The organism is Klebsiella sp. 64, from assembly GCF_018223915.1.
GTDB classification, from domain to species: domain Bacteria; phylum Pseudomonadota; class Gammaproteobacteria; order Enterobacterales; family Enterobacteriaceae; genus Klebsiella; species Klebsiella pneumoniae.
The window spans coordinates 92038-110599 of record NZ_JAGRQZ010000035.1; the positions used below are offsets into that span (position 1 = coordinate 92038).

Consider the following 18562-nt stretch of genomic DNA (forward strand, 5'->3'; position numbering starts at 1 on the left):
CTCCACTATGCCAGCACGCCAATTGCCAGCGAACGATCCAGAAATCGAAACAGCAGCTCCAGCTGTGAGCCGTGCTTCTCCTCAAATGCCACGGTGTCAGCGTGCAACTCGTCGTGATGCGCTCTGCAAAGCGGCAACACAAACAAATCGTGCGCTTTCGTTCCCATTCCACCTTGTCCGTGGCCTATCAGGTGATGGGGATCATCTGCTTGTTTGTTACAGCAGATACACTGCTGGGACTTAACCCAGCGCGTCCAGCTCTCGTTTACCCAGCGGCGGCGCTTTGGTCGCAGCATGAATGATTCCGGCGTTTCAGGATCTACGCGAAGACCGAGAATCTTTTTCTGCACCACTTCGCTCGCCGCTGGCTCCGGCACAATATCGCTCTCCTTCATCACTGGTTGATGCTTTATTTCCGGCAATCGCAGGGCTTTCCGGGCCAGCGATTCAGGGATGACGTGCGCCAGATTGTTTATTACCAGCCACCAGCACAACTCGGGGATCGTCAGTTGATGGTCTTCGTTGAACCCCAGCTGTGAGCGGATGAACGTTATCAGCCAGGATACCAGGTTCTCACGCGCAATGCCTGCCAGTGTCTCTGTGTACTGATCACGCACCAGGTTATCGCAGGCCCAGCAAAGGCGGATGCTGCCAGGCTCATGCCGGAACAGCGTAAAATTTTCGCTGTGCCACGAGCCGTGGGGATACTGGCATTCAAAACGACGCTCCAGCTCGGCCTCCAGCGAGCTGATACCACCCGCGCGCAGAATGACGTCTTTGTTTTCGAAGACTGGCTTCAAAACCGGGTCTTCTGCCAGTGGCTGCCTGGCGGGAGGGATAGCGCCGGTTGCGTAGTCGCTGTATTTTTCCGGTGCAGGCTCAATCAGTACCCGCCCTCTCCTGAACATCGGCATGAGATCAGCACCTGGGCGAAGAAGAACAACGCCCATGCGTGGGGCAATCTCAGGGGTTAGTAGTGCTCTCATATCATCTCCACGTCAGGCAGCTGCACGAAAACGTCGGATGGTGATTTCTACTTTCCCTTTCTTCACGATGTTCCCCCACTCCACCAGCATGCGCTTAACCTGACTGTCGTCTTCCCAGACGCCTGTTAGAGTCAGGGCATCGAACAGCGCTTTGTTGTAGTTATCGATATCCCGACGGCGCTGATCCGGCGGATACAACACTATGTGAACCTCGGCCAGATCAGAGGATGGCCGGGGAACGGCCCGCAGTTGCTCTATAATCGCCGCTCTCGCTGCCTGCTGGAACTTGCGCCCTGTCTCGCTTACCAGATGCCTGCCTTTCAGCGGTCCCTTGCTCGGGGCGCGCCAGTAACTATTTACGCTCGGTGGAAATGGTAAAGTCAGTTTCATTTAGCCCCCTTAAAGGATCGCTACAACGTCTTTTGCGACTTCCCGCGTACTGCTTTTGCAGGAGATCGAACGGCGCGCGTTGATGAATTGCAGGTTAAAACCATGCTCCCGGTACAGGTCGAGAACCTTCGGTGCAGATGAGTTAGAAATCACTACCCGAGCCCCACGGTGAAAGGCAGATACACATTGCTTCGCCAGGTCTACCTGGTTCTCCCAGTTAAAACCACCAGCGGCGTAGGCGGTGAATCCGGTTGTTCCCGGCATCGGTTCGTAAGGCGGATCGCAGTAAACCACATCCCCTTTCCCGGCCAGGCTGATAGTTCGGCGATAGTCAGCAGTCATGAAGACGCAGTTATGCGCCATAGCCGCGAAGGCTTTCATCTCATCCATCGGGTAATACGGGGCCTTGTAGCCTCCCCAGCCCACATTGAACTTGTTCGCCTGGTTGTAGCGCATCAGGCCATTGAAACAATGCCGGTTGAGATACAGGAATGCAGCTGCGCGTTCAGTAGCATCCAGCGTCTGTGCGTTGAACTCGGAACGGATCAGCTCATAGCCATCTGGTGACCGCATGTGCTCGAACATCCAGCGGGCCTTCAATTCCACTTCATCCGGCACCACCGCTAACATCTGATACAGATTAATCAGGTCCGGATTAACGTCCGCCAGCAGGTAATCTGCGTGCTTTTCGCTGTTCAGGAATACCGACCCACCACCAACGAATGGCTCTATCAGGCGTTTTCCTGCCGGGATATGCACGAACAGGTCAGCCAGCTGGGTATACTTTCCACCAGCCCATTTGAGAAATGGCTTGCTCATGTGCGGAACCCCGAGTTTTCTGGCAATGAGTAATCAACCCCATCGAAGCTGGCTCGCGAAATGGACGACTCCTGGCGGGAGCTATTGAGTGGAGCAGATAGTTTTAACGACAGCTCATCCCATTTTTCCCGAAGCTTCGACGGGCTGAGCACGTTTTTACACCAGAACGAATCTTTGTTGGCGCGCTTGAAAAGTGAGCAAATTTGTTTATGGGTTCTCCCGTCCTGCATCACCATCAGGCGAACCTCATTCGCCCATGCGGTCCAGTTTGGCTCTTTAGGGCGAACTACCTCACCATCACTTTCAGCAGCCAGTTCGTACATGCTGATAATTTTTCCCCAAATGAACTCGGCGCAGGTTAAATCGTCCTGGCTGCCCCACTGCCGCTTTGCAGCGCTGTACACCACCGCGTCAGGATGTCGTGACAGAAATTCATCTGCAGATCCCTGTTCGTCCGGTTGCGAAGCGTCCGGACAAGAAGGATTTATATCTGATGGATCAGTAGTTGATTTTACTGACGGATCCCCACCAGATTCTGACGGGTCAAAACTGGTTTTTTTGATGGATTCCGACGCCTCAAATTTTGAGGGGTCAATTTTTGACGCATCAGATATTGACGCATCAGATTTTGACGCGTCAGATTTTGATGTGTCAGAAACTGACAGGTGAGAAAATGCCGCTTTCTGTAGTTTGGAAACGTTGAGCTGGTAGACGTTCGAAGCATTACGGTTGCCGTTGCGGCGCTGCGTACGAGTGAGCCACCCCTCTTTCTCAAGTGCAGCTATCGCCGTTCTGACAGTACTTTCACCAGCGCCAATCTGACGCGATATGGTCGCAATAGAAGGCCAGCAAACACCCTCATCGTTGCTGAAGTCAGCCAGGCGCGCCATGATTGCCACGCTGGATAGTTTCATCCCCGAAGATGCGCAAGCGTCCCAGACGTATCCTGTTAATTTAGTGCTCATGATCGTCCTTTATTTCTCTGAATTTACGTCTGAACTGCTCAAGGGGGCTAAAGCATTCATGCTCGTACCCTTTACGCAGGTATATAACGCGCTGTGTCTGGGGCTCCCAGCGTATGACCCTGACCGGGACACCGTAGTGATCTCTGAACCATCGGTTGAGCTCTCGCATACTTTCTCCGCCTGGCCGTTAAAGTCCCCTACCACCCACTGAGCAAACTGGTAGCAGACAGGCTCGAACCCGCCTGGTACTCTTACCCCATACACGAACTGCACCGGTCCTGCTCCACCAGGAACTGGCCGCGCTACAAGTTGCGACCTGCGGTACTGTGTTGATAAACTGTTCATGCGTTAGTAATCTCCACTGATGACGACACGCCACGACGCCAGGAGCTGCAACTCGCTGGCGTCACTTCTTTTTGCGTGAAAATAACGTGATAATTGCGGCAATCTCTTCTTCCCGAGCTGCCAGGTGGCGGCGGTGATGCACCATGATTTCTTCGGCCTCATGCCTTTCAATAACGCCATCTTCAAGTGCCTGTTCGATAATCTGATCAACCTGCCCCCTGGCGGCAGAGGTACGCATTGCCCGGCTAAACAAGTCCACTCGGTCCAGTTCTTCCAGGTGCGGAACATCCACCAGCAGAGCACCACGGCGGCGAGCGAAGTAATCAGCCAGTAACGACGTATTGGAAATGTCCTCCATCGCTTCCAGCTCGCTGACTTCGAAGAAACGACAGCCGTTTTTCTCGTAAAGGTTGTTGTTAAACTGCGTCACCGTCATTCCCAGTGCGCCAGCCATTGCTTCGCGCCCACCTGGATATGCTTTGCACATCGCTTTGACGGCTTCTTTGAGGTTTGGCTCTACCATGTTGATTTTCCTTTTGTAGTTATCGAATAACCGTTTAAGCAGTACGATTATTTGCACTTGGTACGTCATCTGTCTGATAGCGACTTGGGTACAAAATGTGTAATTCGCTTATTTCTCCTCTAAAGAACTTGGCTAATCTCTCCGCCAATTCGACAGATGGGACTTGCTCGCATCTTTCAATGCGGCTCAACGTTGCAGGATCTACCTGTACCCCGGTTGCAACGTGCAATAAGGTCATGCCATGCGATTTTCGCAATTTTCTTAATGGTGATTGCATAATGCCTCCTATTTTTGCGTATTACGCATGTTATTCCACGCTAGCGAATTGCGCAAGTTGCTTTGCACGAAACGCAAAAACAACATGTAATGAGTGAATGAAAATAGGATCTCGCATACGACAACTTCGCTTAGCGAAGAACATTAAAATCGCAGAGCTTGCAGAAGCTGTGGGCGTTGATGCTGCCAATATTTCCAGGCTTGAAACTGGTAAACAAAAGCAGTTTTCAGAACAGACACTTAACCGACTTGCTCAAGCTTTAAGCGTAAGTGTACCTGACCTATTTACCTCTGACGAAAATGATACTACTGTACATATAAACAGTGAAAAACATGCATCTCCCGTAAAGGATGTGGATGTATACAGAGTCGAGGTACTTGATGTGAGCGCAAGCGCCGGGGCAGGACATATACACGGTAGTGACGTCATAGATGTCATTCATGCTATCGAGTTCAGCAATGATCAGGCATTGGCAATGTTTGGTGGCAGGACTCCATCTGGAGTAAAGGTCATCAACGTTCGCGGTGATAGCATGGCCTCAACGATTGAGCCTGGCGACCTAATCTTTGTGGACGTAACTATCAATGAGTTTGACGGGGATGGGATTTACGTCTTTGGTTTTGATGGAAAAGTTTATGTTAAACGCCTGCAGATGATACCAGACCAACTGCTAGTCATCTCTGATAACCCTCGTTATAGAGAATGGAATATAACTAAAGAGAACGAACACAGATTCTATATCTACGGAAAGGTTTTAATAAGCCAGTCTCAGTCCTTTAAACGGCATGGATAGCATTCATCATCATAAACTAGGCCTCATTCGAGGCCTTTTTTTTCGCCTTAAATTTGCGCTTTACGCACTTAACTATTGCGTTACTCGCAATTTATGATTATCTTCTATTCGTCGGCACATGACGCAACTTACGGACAAGGATGAACAGAACACAACATGGAAGCGCATTCCCCTTCTTTCCGGTGGGGATCGGTTTGTAACTGAAGGAGTGCGCTTCCAGTTGTGAACGGCAATATTCATGACCGTTGTATGGAACATGCAGCGTTAGCGGCCTGAGAGGCCCTTTATCCATGCCTCTCAGAACAACCGGAATGTGCAAGCTAAGTGTTTCAGGCACGACGTGCGCCCCACCAGCGCGGCGAAAAGGTGTGACGCCTCGGAAGAGACGAGGGCACAACCAAAAGAGCGCTGGCATGCAAAAAACATCTCGCAGCCGTTGCGGTACCAAAAGCCAGGATGGAACGGCAGAACGCTGTAGTGCTCTTTTTGTTGTGTGGAGATAACTAACCTGATGCCATTGCAGTGGCGGATCGAGGAAACGAAATGAACTTCTTCAAAAATGCTCTTATTTACCGGCTCTCTCGCGATATTACCATCGTGGAAGAACACACCATCGCGGATCTGGCAGACAAGCTTGAACCATTCCGTTTCTCTCCTTGCGGGAGTCAGGATATGGCTAAATCCGGTTGGGTATCTCCCCTTGGACAGTATTCTGACCAGCTATTTCATTTTGTTAGCGGTCAGCTTCTGCTCGTGATCCGCAGGGAAGAGAAAATTATCCCACGCCCAACCATTACCGATGAGCTCAACAAGAAAATTTTTAAGCTTGAATCAGAACAGGCGCGACGTCTGAAAAAGACTGAAAAGGATGCTCTACGCGATGAGGTTTTACATAGCCTTCTCCCCAGGGCTTTCTCACGGAACATCATCACGCGAATCTGGGTGAATACCACCGATCACCTGGTCATAGTCGATGCCTCCAGTGCGCGCAGTGCTGAAGATGCCCTGGCACTCCTGCGCAAGACCCTGGGATCTCTTCCCGTCGTTCCTTTGACAATGGAAGAGCCTGTCGAGCTAACGATGACTGAATGGGTTCGTTCAGGCAGCGCGCCTAATGGTTTTAATCTGGGTGATGAAGCAGAAATTAAAGCTGTTTTGGAGGCCGGAGGTATTGGACGCTTCAAGAAACAAGACCTCGTAAGTGACGAAATTCATACCCACATCGAAGCTGGAAAGGTTGTCACTAAATTATTCCTCGATTGGCAGGATCGTATTCGCTTTACCCTTTGTGACGACGTATCCATTAAGCGTATTAAATTCGCTGATGAGCTCGTATCTCAAAATGATGATATCGATCGTGAGGATGTAGCACAGCGGTTCGATGCAGATTTCATTCTCATGACAGATGAAATGAGTACTCTGATTTCTGATTTGACCAAAGCTCTCGGCGGCGAAGCTAAGCGATAAATTTACCAAGCATCTAACCCATTCTCATGGGTTGGGTTGCTGCACCCTAAATTTACGCGTTGCAGCGCGTCAGATGGAGAACAAAAGATGGCTAAGACAGCAAAACAACTGATTAAACAGGCGTACGAAATAGCCAAAACTATGCCACCAGAACAGGCAGCAATCATCAGGGAACTGGCTACCGTCCTCGATGTGTCGAATGTAGCTCTGCGCCAGACGCGCACCGAACGTGACGCCCTTCTCGCAGAGGTCAAATCCTGGGCGAAGGAGTGTGATCGTATTACTGAGCGATATACCAAGAAGCGCATAAATCTGCATGTCCTCGAAGCAATGCGCGATTTGAAAGCAATTTCCCCCACCAGCTTCCGTAACGTGGAGGCTCTCTGATGGCTAAAGACTCAAAGGTTGTATACGGCGCCAGCGGCAAAACGAACGTTTTAACGTTCGAACCTGAAAGCCTGCACCTGGTTACCGACAAAACACACCCGCTTTACGATGAACGGGTCCACCTTCCTATCGACGAAGGGATGGTTCTGAACATCAAGGAGCTGGGTGTACTGGAACCTATCATCGTCTGGAAAGACCCTGAAACGGGGCTCACCTGCGTAGTTGTAGGCCGTCAGCGCGTAAAACATACCCTGGAGGCAAATAAACTCCGTCTGAAAGAAGGCAAAGACCCACTGCTTGTTCCCGGAGTCGTTAAGCGCGGATCAGCAAATCAGATGGCTAAATACATGGTCAGCGAAAACGAAATTCGCCGACCTGATACCCCGCTTGGCCGGGCTAAAAAAATGTCAGACGCGCTCGACCGCGGGCTCGATGAGGACGACATTGCGGTGTTGTTTGGCTGCAGCGTTCAGACCGTTCGTGCAACGCTCTCCCTTCTCGATGCCACTCAGGCCGTCAGGGAAGCGGTGGAGGCTGGCACAGTCACCGTTACCCAGGCGCGTCAGCTGGCATCGCTTAAACCCGAAGAGCAGCGGGAGAAGGTCTATGAAATCGAAGCGGCAACTGCTGGCACAACCGGCCATGAAAAAGCCCGGCGTCAGCGTCAAATCCTCGGTGAGGCAAAGCCTCGCCTGAAAACCCGCAAAGAAATCACAAAAGCCCTGGAATCTGCCGAGGGTGAGTATGCGAGCGCACTCCGTTGGGTGCTTGGGGAGGCCGTATGACAATCGTAAAAACCCATACCGGCACCGTGATCACCAGAGACGGTCCGAAGGTAAAAAAACTGCACCAGACAGAGCGGATGTGGGTCGTCGGCAAAAACGAGTTTTACCACAAAGAAACCGGGCGCCGTCACTTTGCAGAAAATACGCGCCGCCGGTTGCTGCTCGACACCATCAAGCCTATCGAGGTGAAGCATGTTTAAACAGAACGAAAAGGCTATTTCACAGATTGCGGAATATATCCCGCGCGCCTGCCGGGGTATGCAGCTGCAGGAAGCGAAAGCGCGTCTGGAGAAAAAAATCGCGCTCTATACCGATGACGGCTGTGATGTTGCCGTTCTTAACGCGGCGTTTGCATCAGCCCTTAACAGTCATACGCGGGAGTCTTTTTTTTCGTGCATCGCCAAGCAGCTGCGCGAGGGGGCCAAATGATCACTGGGACCACGAATTACGATGAAGAAGCTCTTGACGAAATTGCGTGTGATATCTGCGGTTTCAAAAGCACAGACCCTGGCGGCGATCACTACTGCTGCGAGGATAACTCCGATGACTGATATCACCGAACTGGCGCAATCTGAAATTAATAATGCGTTGGCCCAGCTGAAGCAGATCAGCGAATACGCCACGCCGTCTACTCAATACGCTCGTGTGCTGCGTAAATACATCGCCACGCTGGTAGAGGCGCTGGAGAAGGCGCAGCAGAGGATTGATGAACTGGAGAACGATGAAGTTCGTCAGCGCTTGGCTAACGCAGAGCACCAACTCTACATGGCTGAACTGGCTAAAAATAATCTGAGAGCCAGTCGTAAGGCGCAGTTCCGCAAGCGCAAGGCGGCTGAGCAACGAATCGCCGAGCTGGAGTCTCGCACCGTCACTGTAGAAAACCTGCAGGAGAGCGCCTACAGAGCTGGCTTAACTGCTGGCTGGAATCTTGGGCTGGCTAATAACAACGACGGGTTCAATAAATGCCTGGCGGCTCATACGGCTGGCATCAAGGTGGAAGCTGAGTGATGGCTATAGAAAACCCGAAATCATGCCCGCACTGCGGCGGTGAGAATGGATTCCACACGAAAGAGGTTGTGGATTACAAACAGTTTTATGCTTGGGATGGTTCATTCCTTGAGGGGCAGCACACCAGCGGCATTCGCGGCGGAAAAGCGTTCTACTGCTGCGACTGCGGTCGGAATATAACATCGCGCATCAATAAGCCAGGAGCCAACCAATGACCAAATCAACCATAACCAGAGAGCGCTTGGAACAACTCGCTGATAACAACACTATCTGCAAAGTTTCATGGGATGAGCGGATCGAACTGGCACAAATCGCGCTGTCCGCAATGGACGGCGAGCCGGTGGCATGGGCATGGCACTATCGTGAGCAATGGCATGTTACAAACGATGAACGCCGCGCAGAATTTGTTGCAAAAGATGGTGATGTGGCTGTACTGCCGCTCTATCGCCACGCGCAGCCGGCGCCGGTAGTGCCGGAGGAAAAACCAATTCCAAATACACTGAGCATGTACGCCGTGGATGCAGTAGCAGCCATCGCTGAGGTGAAGGGCTGGAACGCCTGCCGCGCAGCCATGCTCGCAGCCGCCCCGCAGGAGGTGAAAGGTGAATAAAGACGAATTGCTTCAGAAGATATCGGCGCTCGCTACTGAATGCCACGCGCTGGCCTGTGAGCTTGATATTGGTGATGAGCGAACCGAAATGTTCGAAATCTACAGCGTGCTACACAACCTCGGTCGCCGCGGGTACGCCTGCCAGGTAGGGCGGCGAATGAATCCATTGCTCGCATCCTGCGATGACGACGATGATGAGGATGATGACTGATGCCAAGTAAATTAAAGCGCCGGCGATGGAGGCGTATGCGGGATGATTTAGCCTGGTATAAGGATGAAGCAAAGGACCTTCATTGCCGTCTTATGGAATTAACCGATGAAGTTGCAAACCTTCGCAAACAGATTCTCCCAGAATCTAAAACGGTGATTGCCAAACTGAAGATGTACGAAACAGATAAGGATGATCGAGACCACCAGCTATGCAGAAGATGTAATGACGGGATTCGTGGTGGTTGCTCGTCATGTGCTTATAACGTTCGATAACCGGGTGCAGCCGGTATGTGGAGAAGAAATGTCACGTATGGTCTCTTTACTCGAATGGGCGAAAGATGAATTCGGCAGTGAAGCCCCTAGCGAGCGAGTATTAAAAAAATACGCTAAAGGTCAGATGATAGCGCCACCACCGATGAGAGTCGGACGGCGCTGGATGGTTGACAAAGAAGCTCGTTTTATAGGTGTAGTTGCTGAACCGCAACTTCCAATAAATGTTAACCCAAAACTGAGACGGATAATTAGCGATGGCAGCTAGACCGCGTACCCATAAAATCACTATTCCAAACCTATATTGCAAACTTGATAAACGTACCGGAAAGGTTTACTGGCAATACAAACACCCGATATCTGGTCGTTTTCACAGCCTCGGCACGGACGAAGCTGAAGCAAAGCAGGTGGCAAGTGAAGCAAATACTATTATTGCAGAGCAGCGAACCAGGCAGATCCTTGGTATTAACGAGCGCCTAGCTCGCATGAAAGGAAACCGCACGGATATTACAGTTTCTTCATGGCTCGACAAATATGAATTGGTGCAGGAGGAAAGATTGAAACACAACGAGCTGCGCCCAAACTCTTTTCGACAGAAAGCTAAACCAATCCGTCTTTTTCGGGAACATTGTGGAATGCAATATCTAAAAGATATTACAGCACTTGATATTTCCGAAATAACAGATGCTGTTAAGGCAGAGGGTCATAACAGGATGGCTCAAGTTGTACGCATGGTACTAATAGATGTTTTTAAGGAGGCTCAACATGCTGGTCACGTTCCGCCAGGATACAACCCTGCCCAAGCAACGAAACAGCCACGAAACAAGATAAGCAGACAAAGGCTATCTCTGGAGGAATGGAAGGCTATTTATACATCCGCCGAACAACAACAACCTTATTTACAATGTGGAATGTTGCTTGCCATTGTAACAGGGCAACGCCTAGGAGATATTTGCAATATGAAGTTTTCGGATGTATGGGATGATATGCTGCATATTGAGCAGGAGAAAACAGGAACTCGATTAGCCATTCCCCTTTCTCTCAGAAATGAAGCGTTAAATATTACTCTGAGTGATGTTATTTCAAAATGTAGAGATGCTGTGGTGAGTAAATACCTTGTTCATTTTCGCCATAGCACCTCACAGGCTAGTCGTGGTGACCAAGTGTCAGCCAAGACACTTACTTCAACGTTCAAGAAAGCACGGGATAAAAGCGGTCTAACCTGGGAAGAGGGAACAGCTCCGACTTTCCATGAACAGAGATCACTTTCCGAGCGCTTGTATCGTGAGCAAGGGATAGACACCCAGAAACTATTGGGCCACAAAACAATGAAAATGACTGACAGATACAATGATGACCGCGGTAAAGAGTGGATCATTGTTGGTAAAAAAGCAGTATGATCTTCAATCAGTTTTGGGGAAGAATTTTGGGGAAGTTTTGGGGAAGCCTCCGCACACTCCAAAAAAAACGGGAGCCCATCGGCTCCCGCTTTTACTTAATCCACCAACGGGATTACATGTTCGCGATAATCGCGTCGCCAAACTCTGAACATTTCAGTAGCTTAGCGCCTTCCATCAGACGTTCGAAGTCATAGGTCACGGTCTTGGCGGCGATAGCGCCTTCCATGCCTTTGACAATCAGGTCTGCGGCTTCGAACCACTGCATGTGGCGCAGCATCATCTCTGCGGACAGGATGATGGAGCCCGGGTTCACTTTGTCCTGGCCGGCATACTTCGGCGCAGTACCGTGAGTCGCTTCGAACAGCGCGCACTCGTCGCCGATGTTGGCGCCCGGGGCGATACCGATACCGCCAACCTGCGCCGCCAGGGCGTCAGAGATATAGTCGCCGTTCAGGTTCATACAGGCGATAACGTCGTATTCCGCCGGACGCAGCAGGATCTGCTGCAGGAACGCATCGGCGATCACGTCTTTCACCACGATCTCTTTGCCGGTGTTCGGGTTCTTGATTTTCACCCACGGACCGCCGTCGATCAGCTCGCCGCCGAACTCTTCGCGAGCCAGCTGGTAGCCCCAGTCTTTGAACGCGCCTTCGGTGAACTTCATGATGTTGCCTTTGTGCACCAGAGTGACGGAGTCACGATCGTTGGTGATCGCGTATTCAATCGCGGCGCGCACCAGGCGTTTGGTGCCTTCTTCAGAGCACGGCTTGATGCCGATGCCGCAATGTTCCGGGAAGCGAATTTTCTTCACACCCATCTCATCGCGCAGGAATTTGATCACTTTGTCTGCTTCCGCAGAGTCGGCTTTCCACTCGATACCGGCATAGATATCTTCTGAGTTTTCACGGAAGATAACCATGTCGGTCAGTTCCGGGTGCTTAACCGGGCTCGGGGTGCCCTGGTAGTAACGTACCGGACGCAGGCAGACGTAGAGGTCCAGCTCCTGGCGCAGCGCCACGTTCAGAGAACGGATGCCGCCGCCGACTGGGGTGGTCAGAGGACCTTTGATAGCAACGCGGTAGTCACGAATCAGATCGAGAGTTTCAGCTGGCAGCCAGACGTCCTGGCCATAGACGTGGGTTGATTTCTCACCGGTGTAAACTTCCATCCAGGAAATTTTACGCTCGCCCTTATAGGCTTTCTCAACGGCGGCATCAACCACTTTCAGCATCGCTGGGGTAACGTCAACGCCGATACCGTCACCTTCAATGAACGGGATAATCGGATTGTGAGGGACGTTCAGTTTGCCGTTTTGCAGGGTGATTTTTTGACCTTCCGCCGGAACTACTACTTTGCTTTCCATTAACCTCTCCTTCGAGCGCTTCTGGTTCTGCTCTTCCCTCTTCACGCGAGCCTGGTGTTGGCTGAGTCGGCCAGCTTCGGCGTACCGGGTCTTCCCGCTAACCGGAGCTATCGCGTCCGTGTCGCCTTCCTGCCTGTAGTGCGAATCGGTTTGAGCAATTTTTTGTTAATAATTTGTAATGAGCATGTCAATACTACCTGAATGTTTGCGTCCATGAAAGGCATTCGTAATTAGGCTATAATGCGGCAATTGATAAAGCCTGAAAATACCATGCAGAAAACTTCATTTAGAAAACATCGCGTTGAGCGATTCAGCACACAACAAGTCACCAGACAACGTAAAGAACGCCAGCCAAAAACTGTGATCTTGTTCAATAAACCCTATGATGTGTTGCCGCAATTTACCGATGAAGCCGGGCGCAGCACGCTGAAAGATTTTATTCCGGTGGCGGGCGTTTACGCCGCAGGTCGGCTAGATCGCGACAGCGAAGGCCTGCTGGTGCTGACCAACGACGGCCCGCTGCAGGCGAAGCTGACCCAGCCGGGTAAGCGCACCGGCAAGATCTACTATGTTCAGGTGGAAGGCGAACCCACGCCCGAGGCGCTGACCGCCTTGCGCGACGGCGTCACCCTTAACGACGGCCCCACCCTGCCTGCCGGCGTAGAACTTGTCGAGGAGCCCGTCTGGCTGTGGCCGCGCAACCCGCCGATTCGTGAGCGCAAATCGATTCCCACCCGCTGGTTGAAAATCACGCTCTACGAGGGACGCAACCGCCAGGTACGCCGGATGACCGCCCACGTCGGCTTCCCCACCCTGCGGCTGATCCGCTACGCCATGGGCGGCTATACCCTCGACGGACTGGCCAACGGCGACTGGCGCAAAGCCGAATAACTGAAAAGGAAAAGCGATGTTTAAACCTCATGTCACCGTTGCCTGCGTGGTTCACGCCCAGGATAAATTTCTCATCGTCGAAGAAACCATTAACGGCAAAGCGCTGTGGAACCAGCCGGCGGGCCATCTCGAGGCCAATGAAACGCTGCTGCAGGCCGCCGAACGTGAACTGTGGGAAGAGACCGGCATTCGCGCCACGCCGCAGCACTTCATCCGCATGCATCAGTGGCTGGCTCCCGATAACACCCCGTTTCTGCGCTTCCTGTTCGCCATCGAACTTAGCGATCTGTGCGCCACTGAACCGCACGACAGCGATATCGATCGCTGCCTGTGGCTCAGTGCTGAGGAAATTCTTAACGCGCCGAACCTGCGCTCGCCGCTGGTTGCCGAAAGCATTCGCTGCTACCTGCAGGACCCGCGGCAGCCGCTGTCGCTGATTGGCGCATTTAACTGGCCGTTCACAGGGGGTGAATGAACGGTGAGCGCGTGCTAGAATACGCCGCCTCGAAGTTCAATGTAGCGAGTATTTCCATGTCAGAAAGCCAGAAAAAAGTGATCGTCGGCATGTCCGGCGGCGTCGACTCCTCGGTCTCCGCGTACCTGCTGCTGCAGCAAGGGTATAAGGTGGAAGGCCTGTTCATGAAGAACTGGGAGGAAGACGACGGCGAGGAATACTGCACCGCCGCCGCCGACCTTGCCGATGCGCAAGCGGTCTGCGATAAGCTGGGCATTGAACTGCACACCGTTAACTTTGCCGCCGAATATTGGGATAACGTCTTTGAGCTCTTCCTGGAAGAGTACAAAGCCGGCCGCACGCCGAACCCGGATATTCTGTGCAATAAAGAGATCAAATTTAAAGCCTTCCTCGAGTTTGCTGCCGAAGACCTCGGCGCCGACTACATCGCCACCGGGCACTATGTGCGCCGCGCCGATGTCGACGGTAAAAGCCAGCTGCTGCGCGGCCTCGACGGCAACAAAGATCAGAGCTACTTCCTCTACACCCTTAGCCACGAGCAGATTGCCCAGAGCCTGTTCCCGGTGGGTGAGCTGGAAAAACCGCAGGTGCGTAAGATCGCCGAAGAGCTGGATCTGATCACCGCGAAGAAAAAAGATTCCACCGGCATCTGCTTTATCGGCGAGCGTAAATTCCGCGATTTCCTTGGCCGCTATCTGCCGGCGCAGCCGGGCAAAATCCTCACCGTCGACGGCGAGGAGATCGGTACTCATCAGGGGCTGATGTACCACACCCTGGGCCAGCGTAAAGGGCTGGGTATCGGCGGCACCAAAGAGGGTAGCGAAGATCCATGGTACGTGGTCGATAAAGACGTTGAGAATAATATTCTTATCGTCGCCCAGGGCCATGACCACCCGCGCCTGATGTCCGTCGGTCTGATTGCCCAACAGCTGCACTGGGTAAACCGTGAACCGCTGCAGGGCACCCTGCGCTGCACGGTGAAAACCCGCTATCGCCAGACCGATATCCCCTGCACCGTTACCGCGCTGGATGAAGACCGTATCGAAGTCCGCTTCGATGAGCCGGTCGCGGCGGTGACCCCGGGCCAGTCCGCAGTGTTCTATTTAGGGGAAGTGTGCCTCGGCGGCGGAATTATTGAACAACGACTGCCTCTGCAGTCCTGAACGCGCGTTATTTCCGCCGGGACGAACCGCCCTGGCGGCTGACAAGGAGTATGTGTGGCGAAGAATTACTATGACATCACCCTGGCGCTGGCTGGCGTTTGCCAGGCGGCGCGACTGGTTCAGCAACTGGCGCATCAGGGACATTGCGACAGCGATGCCCTGCATGTGTCGCTGAACAGCATCATCGACCTCGATCCTGAGTCGACGCTGGCGGTGTTCGGTGGCAGTGAAGCCAATCTTCGCCTCGGTCTTGAAACGCTGCTAGGGGTGCTCAATACCAGCAGCCGTCAGGGCCTCAATGCTGAACTGACGCGCTATACCCTGAGCCTGATGGTGCTGGAGCGCAAGCTCGCCGCCAGTAAAGGGGCGATGGACACGCTCGGCAACCGCATCGCCCGCCTGCACCGTCAGCTGGAACACTTTGACCTGCAGTCCGAAACGCTGCTCAGCGCCATGGCGGGCATCTATGTCGATGTGATAAGCCCGCTGGGGCCGCGTATTCAGGTGACCGGCTCCCCTGCCGTGCTGCAAAGCCCGCAGGTGCAGGCGAAAGTTCGCTCAGCGCTGCTGGCGGGTATTCGCGCCGCGGTGCTCTGGCATCAGGTGGGCGGCGGACGTCTGCAGCTTATGTTTTCCCGTAATCGTCTGGTTAACCAGGCAAAGCAAATTCTTGCTCATTTAACCCCGGAGTTGTGATCTATGGAATTATCCTCACTGACCGCCGTTTCCCCTGTAGACGGCCGCTACGGCGATAAAGTCAGCGCGCTGCGCGGTATCTTCAGCGAATTCGGTTTGCTGAAATTCCGCGTTCAGGTGGAAGTACGTTGGCTGCAAAAACTGGCCGCCCACGCAGCGATCAAGGAAGTTCCTGCTTTTGCTGCCGACGCAAACGGTTTCCTTGATAAAATCGTCGCCGATTTCAGCGTTGAAGACGCGGAGCGCATCAAAACCATCGAGCGCACCACTAACCACGACGTGAAAGCGGTAGAGTATTTCCTGAAAGAAAAAGTCGCTGACATCGCCGAGCTGCATGCGGTATCAGAGTTTATTCACTTCGCCTGTACGTCTGAAGACATTAATAACCTCTCCCACGCGCTGATGCTGAAAACCGCCCGCGACGAAGTGGTTCTGCCTTACTGGCGCAAGCTGATTGACGCGGTAAAAGATCTGGCGACCCAGTACCGCGATGTGCCGCTGCTCTCCCGTACCCACGGCCAGCCGGCAACGCCGTCCACCATGGGTAAAGAGATGGCGAACGTCGCCTACCGTATGGAGCGGCAGTATCGTCAGCTGAACCAGGTGGAAATCCTCGGTAAAATCAACGGCGCGGTGGGTAACTACAACGCCCACATCGCCGCCTACCCGGAAGTCGACTGGCATCAGTTCAGCGAAGAGTTCGTTACCTCGCTGGGTATTCAGTGGAACCCGTACACCACGCAGATCGAGCCGCATGACTATATCGCTGAGCTGTTTGACTGCATCGCGCGCTTCAACACCATTCTGATCGACTTCGATCGCGACGTGTGGGGCTACATCGCGCTCAACCACTTCAAACAGAAGACCATCGCCGGGGAAATCGGCTCCTCCACCATGCCGCACAAGGTGAACCCGATTGACTTCGAAAACTCCGAAGGCAATCTCGGCCTGGCCAATGCGGTCATGCAGCACCTGGCCAGCAAACTGCCGGTTTCCCGCTGGCAGCGCGACCTGACCGACTCCACCGTTCTGCGTAACCTCGGCGTGGGCATCGGCTATGCGCTGATCGCCTATCAGTCCACCCTCAAAGGGATCAGCAAGCTGGAGCTGAACCAGGATCGCCTGCTGGACGAACTGGATCACAACTGGGAAGTACTGGCTGAGCCGATCCAGACCGTGATGCGTCGTTACGGTATCGAAAAACCTTACGAGAAGCTGAAAGAGCTGACCCGCGGCAAACGCGTGGACGCGGAAGGGATGAAGCAGTTTATTGACAGCCTCGCCCTGCCGGAAGAGGAAAAAGTGCGTCTCAAAGCGATGACCCCGGCCAACTATATCGGTCGGGCAACCACCATGGTTGACGAGCTGAAGTAATCGCCCTGCCCCTCTTTCCGCCGGAAAGAGGGGCGTTTTATCGCCGGAAAGCGATCAGATCCAAACGTCGTTCACCGCCGTCCGCTCGCCGCCCTCGTGGCCGGTATTCAACACCCCGCGCGGCTCAATCAGCATCAGCTTCGCTTCCGTCTCCGCCGAGGTCTTATGTTCCACCCCGCGCGGCACGACGATCATCTCCCCGGCCTTCACCAGCACATGCCCGTCGCGGAAGTCCACGCGCAATACCCCCTCCACCACCATCAATGTCTCATCGGTTTCCGGGTGGCTGTGCCAGATAAAGTCGCCGGCGATGCGCACGACCTTGAACTGATAGTCGTTCATTTCAGCCACCACTTTGGGCTGCCATTGTTCGCTGAACAGGGAAAATTTATGAGCAAGATTAACGAGTTGATACATGGGCTGTCTCCTTGTGATAAAGGCAGTCAGCATAGTTCGCCTCGCCGCGTTGACGCTTGAACGATTGTGCAACCTGCGCCGCCTTATCCGCGGATCGCCCGCAGCCAGCGCCCCGGAGAGAGGCCAAAGCGGCTGATAAACTGGCGCGTCATGTGGCTCTGGTCGGCAAAGCCCGCGTCGGCGGCAATATCCACCAGACGTTCCCCGGCGCGCATCCGCTGGCGGCAAAAATCGAGCCGACGCATCATGACGTAACGCCACGGGCTGGTGCCGTACAGCGTTCTGAAATCCCGGCTCAGGCTCCAGCGGTCCCGGCCGCTGACCTGCGACAGGGTGTCGAGGGTCATATCCTGCATAAAACAGGCATGAATATACTCCCGGGCCCTCTCCGCCGCCTGATAATCAAACGCCTGGCGACGGGAACGTTGGCCGCCGACAACGGCCAGGGTCTGCGCCAGGTCGTACAGAGCATCCTCTTCCTCCAGCGGCTCGAAGGTATCCGTGACCGCTTTCAACAGCGGCTGCGCGGCGTGACGTAGCCGTGGATCCGCCGACAAGCCGTCGGGGATAAACGGTAGCGGCCTGCCGCCGAGTATCTTCTGGATCAGCGCCGGTTCGATATAAACCATACGGTAGTGAAACCCCGCCTCGGTGCCCGCCTCGCCATCGTGTATTTCGTCCGGATGAAGCACCATCGTTCCGCCGGGCAGGCTGTGCTGGAGTCCGCCGCGATAGTGAAAGCTCTGCACGCCGGCGATCGTCTGGCCGATGGCGTAGGTATCATGCCGGTGCGGTTCGTAGCCGTGGCCGCCGAAGAAGGCTTCGATGCGTTCCGTCCGGCTGGGCGATTGCGCCAGCCTGACCCAGTCCGCGCTCTGCTGCTGAGACATAATGGATAACCTGCGACGTTCTTGAGGGGTGATTCCAGCACTATTACACAAAAAATTA

General features: G+C 53.4%; 27 protein-coding genes. 17 read left to right on the top strand and 10 right to left on the bottom strand.

Annotated features, from left to right (window positions below; all coding sequences use genetic code 11):
* Window positions 1-5: 5 nt before the first annotated feature.
* The 7 genes from KHQ23_RS22080 to KHQ23_RS22110 all read right to left on the bottom strand — a co-directional run bounded on the left by KHQ23_RS22080 (window position 6) and on the right by KHQ23_RS22110 (window position 4305).
* On the bottom strand, window positions 6-986 hold the full coding sequence (locus KHQ23_RS22080; protein WP_040186316.1) for a DUF968 domain-containing protein: 981 nt from the start codon (window positions 984-986) through the stop codon (window positions 6-8).
* A gap of 12 nt (window positions 987-998) precedes the next feature.
* Entirely contained in the window at window positions 999-1376 is a 378-nt protein-coding gene (locus KHQ23_RS22085; RefSeq protein WP_000779146.1) for a RusA family crossover junction endodeoxyribonuclease, read from the bottom strand.
* A gap of 9 nt (window positions 1377-1385) precedes the next feature.
* Complete coding sequence (locus KHQ23_RS22090; RefSeq protein ID WP_040186313.1) at window positions 1386-2195, bottom strand: Dam family site-specific DNA-(adenine-N6)-methyltransferase; 810 nt, start codon at window positions 2193-2195, stop codon at window positions 1386-1388.
* Window positions 2192-3160 carry a helix-turn-helix domain-containing protein gene (locus KHQ23_RS22095; RefSeq protein ID WP_049006285.1) on the bottom strand — a complete coding sequence of 323 codons (969 nt, stop codon included), beginning with the start codon at window positions 3158-3160 and terminating at the stop codon, window positions 2192-2194. The genes KHQ23_RS22090 and KHQ23_RS22095 overlap by 4 nt, the downstream gene beginning before the upstream one ends.
* Window positions 3150-3329 carry a DUF4222 domain-containing protein gene (locus KHQ23_RS22100; protein ID WP_004184738.1) on the bottom strand — a complete coding sequence of 60 codons (180 nt, stop codon included), beginning with the start codon at window positions 3327-3329 and terminating at the stop codon, window positions 3150-3152. Before KHQ23_RS22100 ends, KHQ23_RS22095 begins: the two co-directional genes overlap by 11 nt.
* 237 nt (window positions 3330-3566) lie before the next feature.
* Complete coding sequence (locus KHQ23_RS22105) at window positions 3567-4028, bottom strand: YmfL family putative regulatory protein (RefSeq protein WP_004213338.1); 462 nt, start codon at window positions 4026-4028, stop codon at window positions 3567-3569.
* A gap of 34 nt (window positions 4029-4062) precedes the next feature.
* A complete protein-coding gene (locus tag KHQ23_RS22110; RefSeq protein WP_001191665.1) occupies window positions 4063-4305 on the bottom strand; it encodes a helix-turn-helix transcriptional regulator in 243 nt (80 codons plus the stop codon).
* Window positions 4306-4402: 97 nt separating this feature from the next.
* Here KHQ23_RS22110 and KHQ23_RS22115 point away from each other — a divergent pair, with 97 nt between their 5' ends.
* From KHQ23_RS22115 to KHQ23_RS22170, 12 genes are all read left to right on the top strand, one after another.
* Window positions 4403-5098 (top strand): helix-turn-helix transcriptional regulator, encoded by a 696-nt coding sequence (locus tag KHQ23_RS22115; RefSeq protein WP_000690183.1) that lies wholly within the window; start codon window positions 4403-4405, stop codon window positions 5096-5098.
* 543 nt (window positions 5099-5641) lie between these two features.
* Entirely contained in the window at window positions 5642-6565 is a 924-nt protein-coding gene (gene rdgC, locus KHQ23_RS22120) for a recombination-associated protein RdgC (protein WP_211776844.1), read from the top strand.
* A gap of 87 nt (window positions 6566-6652) precedes the next feature.
* Window positions 6653-6952, top strand: coding sequence for a hypothetical protein (locus tag KHQ23_RS22125; protein WP_040149782.1), 300 nt, complete (start codon window positions 6653-6655; stop codon window positions 6950-6952).
* Window positions 6952-7737, top strand: coding sequence for a ParB/RepB/Spo0J family partition protein (locus tag KHQ23_RS22130; protein WP_040149784.1), 786 nt, complete (start codon window positions 6952-6954; stop codon window positions 7735-7737). Before KHQ23_RS22125 ends, KHQ23_RS22130 begins: the two co-directional genes overlap by 1 nt.
* A complete protein-coding gene (locus tag KHQ23_RS22135; RefSeq protein WP_019705292.1) occupies window positions 7734-7937 on the top strand; it encodes a hypothetical protein in 204 nt (67 codons plus the stop codon). The genes KHQ23_RS22130 and KHQ23_RS22135 overlap by 4 nt, the downstream gene beginning before the upstream one ends.
* The gene (locus KHQ23_RS22140) at window positions 7930-8166 is read left to right on the top strand and encodes a hypothetical protein (RefSeq protein WP_023341457.1); all 237 of its coding nucleotides are present in this window, start codon (window positions 7930-7932) and stop codon (window positions 8164-8166) included. The genes KHQ23_RS22135 and KHQ23_RS22140 overlap by 8 nt, the downstream gene beginning before the upstream one ends.
* A gap of 21 nt (window positions 8167-8187) precedes the next feature.
* Window positions 8188-8745: a hypothetical protein gene (locus KHQ23_RS22145; protein WP_226498851.1), complete on the top strand. Its 558-nt coding sequence runs from the start codon at window positions 8188-8190 to the stop codon at window positions 8743-8745.
* On the top strand, window positions 8745-8960 hold the full coding sequence (locus tag KHQ23_RS22150) for a molecular chaperone DnaJ (RefSeq protein WP_071885116.1): 216 nt from the start codon (window positions 8745-8747) through the stop codon (window positions 8958-8960). The genes KHQ23_RS22145 and KHQ23_RS22150 overlap by 1 nt, the downstream gene beginning before the upstream one ends.
* On the top strand, window positions 8957-9355 hold the full coding sequence (locus tag KHQ23_RS26415; protein ID WP_032439278.1) for a hypothetical protein: 399 nt from the start codon (window positions 8957-8959) through the stop codon (window positions 9353-9355). Before KHQ23_RS22150 ends, KHQ23_RS26415 begins: the two co-directional genes overlap by 4 nt.
* A complete protein-coding gene (locus KHQ23_RS22160) occupies window positions 9348-9566 on the top strand; it encodes a hypothetical protein (protein ID WP_094326986.1) in 219 nt (72 codons plus the stop codon). Before KHQ23_RS26415 ends, KHQ23_RS22160 begins: the two co-directional genes overlap by 8 nt.
* A 300-nt stretch (window positions 9567-9866) precedes the next feature.
* Window positions 9867-10103, top strand: coding sequence for an excisionase (locus tag KHQ23_RS22165; protein ID WP_000089156.1), 237 nt, complete (start codon window positions 9867-9869; stop codon window positions 10101-10103).
* The gene (locus tag KHQ23_RS22170) at window positions 10093-11235 is read left to right on the top strand and encodes a site-specific integrase (RefSeq protein ID WP_000741346.1); all 1143 of its coding nucleotides are present in this window, start codon (window positions 10093-10095) and stop codon (window positions 11233-11235) included. Before KHQ23_RS22165 ends, KHQ23_RS22170 begins: the two co-directional genes overlap by 11 nt.
* 112 nt (window positions 11236-11347) lie before the next feature.
* Here KHQ23_RS22170 and icd read toward each other — a convergent pair whose 3' ends face one another.
* Window positions 11348-12598: an NADP-dependent isocitrate dehydrogenase gene (gene icd, locus KHQ23_RS22175; protein ID WP_004150800.1), complete on the bottom strand. Its 1251-nt coding sequence runs from the start codon at window positions 12596-12598 to the stop codon at window positions 11348-11350.
* A gap of 240 nt (window positions 12599-12838) precedes the next feature.
* On the opposite strand from icd, the gene rluE reads away from it, so the two are divergent.
* The 5 genes from rluE to purB are packed head-to-tail and all read left to right on the top strand — an operon-like array spanning window position 12839 to window position 17197.
* Window positions 12839-13489: a 23S rRNA pseudouridine(2457) synthase RluE gene (gene rluE / locus KHQ23_RS22180; RefSeq protein ID WP_032434335.1), complete on the top strand. Its 651-nt coding sequence runs from the start codon at window positions 12839-12841 to the stop codon at window positions 13487-13489.
* A gap of 16 nt (window positions 13490-13505) precedes the next feature.
* Complete coding sequence (locus KHQ23_RS22185) at window positions 13506-13964, top strand: NUDIX hydrolase (RefSeq protein WP_004150802.1); 459 nt, start codon at window positions 13506-13508, stop codon at window positions 13962-13964.
* A 56-nt stretch (window positions 13965-14020) separates the two neighbouring features.
* A complete protein-coding gene (mnmA, locus tag KHQ23_RS22190; protein ID WP_004150803.1) occupies window positions 14021-15127 on the top strand; it encodes a tRNA 2-thiouridine(34) synthase MnmA in 1107 nt (368 codons plus the stop codon).
* 54 nt (window positions 15128-15181) lie between these two features.
* A complete protein-coding gene (gene hflD / locus KHQ23_RS22195) occupies window positions 15182-15823 on the top strand; it encodes a high frequency lysogenization protein HflD (protein ID WP_032434333.1) in 642 nt (213 codons plus the stop codon).
* A 3-nt stretch (window positions 15824-15826) separates the two neighbouring features.
* Window positions 15827-17197 carry an adenylosuccinate lyase gene (gene purB / locus KHQ23_RS22200; RefSeq protein ID WP_004150804.1) on the top strand — a complete coding sequence of 457 codons (1371 nt, stop codon included), beginning with the start codon at window positions 15827-15829 and terminating at the stop codon, window positions 17195-17197.
* 54 nt (window positions 17198-17251) lie between these two features.
* On the opposite strand, the gene KHQ23_RS22205 is transcribed toward purB, so the two are convergent.
* Together KHQ23_RS22205 and KHQ23_RS22210 are read right to left on the bottom strand one after the other, a co-directional pair.
* Window positions 17252-17614 carry a cupin domain-containing protein gene (locus KHQ23_RS22205; protein WP_015958193.1) on the bottom strand — a complete coding sequence of 121 codons (363 nt, stop codon included), beginning with the start codon at window positions 17612-17614 and terminating at the stop codon, window positions 17252-17254.
* A gap of 83 nt (window positions 17615-17697) precedes the next feature.
* The gene (locus KHQ23_RS22210) at window positions 17698-18504 is read right to left on the bottom strand and encodes an AraC family transcriptional regulator (protein WP_015958192.1); all 807 of its coding nucleotides are present in this window, start codon (window positions 18502-18504) and stop codon (window positions 17698-17700) included.
* Window positions 18505-18562: the final 58 nt, after the last annotated feature.